1 protein-coding gene is annotated in these 1,102 nt (G+C 75.0%); it reads right to left on the minus strand.

All coding sequences use genetic code 11. The features are described 5' to 3' along the window. On the minus strand, nucleotides 1-1,071 hold a 1,071-nt coding region (locus tag AB0442_RS42615), incomplete at its 3' end, for an XdhC/CoxI family protein (protein ID WP_366168870.1). Between the last annotated feature and the right edge of the window lie 31 nt (nucleotides 1,072-1,102).

Raw genomic sequence — 1,102 nt, forward strand, 5'->3', positions numbered from 1 at the left:
GGAGAGGGGCAGGCAGCTGCCGCCGCGGCGGTGGGCGACGATTTCGGCGGCGACGGAGACGGCGGTCTCCTCGGGGGTGCGGGCGCCGAGGTCGAGGCCGATGGGGGAGCGGAGGCGGGCGATCTCCGCCTCGGTGAGGCCGGTCTCGCGCAGGCGGGTGTTGCGGTCGTGGTGGGTGCGGCGTGATCCCATGGCGCCGATGTAGCCGACGGGCAGGCGCAGGGCGCGCTCCAGCAGGGGGATGTCGAACTTGGCGTCGTGGGTGAGGACGCACAGGACGGTGCGGCCGTCGATGCGGTGGTGCTGGGTGTCGAGGTAGCGGTGCGGCCAGTCGACGACGATCTCGTCGGCGTCGGGGAAGCGGCGGTGGGTGGCGAAGACGGGGCGGGCGTCGCAGACGGTGACGTGGTAGCCGAGGAACTTGCCGATGCGGACGACGGCGGCGGCGAAGTCGATGGCGCCGAAGACGATCATGCGGGGGGCGGGGACGTGGGACTCGACGAAGACGGTGACGGTGCCCTGGTCGGTGGGGTCGCAGGGGCGGCCGTCGAGGGCGAGGACGACGGTGCCGGTGCGGCCGGCGTCGAGCATGGCGCGGGCCTCGGCGACGATCGAGTGCTCCAGCGACAGCGTGGTCGGCCCGGGCGTGGCGGCGGCCGCGGAGGACACCGGGGAGAGGCCGCCGTGGTGGGCGTCGGCGGTGACGGCGAGGGCGGCGCCGAGCAGGGCGTCGGGGCCGGAGACGATCCGGGCGAGGGCGACGGGGGTGCCGGAGGCGATGTACGCGATGCCGGTGTCGATCGCGTGGTCGGTGCCGGGCACCACCGGCTGGACGAGGACGTCGAGGATGCCGCCGCAGGTGAGGCCGACGGCGAAGGCGTCCTCGTCGCTGTAGCCGAAGCGTTCCAGGACGGGTTCGCCGGTGCGGATCGCCTGCTGGCAGAGGTCGTAGACGGCGCTCTCGATGCAGCCGCCGGAGACCGAGCCGATCGCCTCGCCGGTCTCGTCGACGGCGAGCGCGGCGCCGGGGTCGCGGGGGGCGCTGCCGGAGACGCCGACGACGGTGGCCACGGCGAAGGAGCGCCCGGACGCGTGCCAGGCG

The organism is Kitasatospora sp. NPDC085895, assembly GCF_040702125.1.
GTDB classification, from domain to species: Bacteria; Actinomycetota; Actinomycetes; order Streptomycetales; family Streptomycetaceae; genus Kitasatospora; species Kitasatospora arboriphila.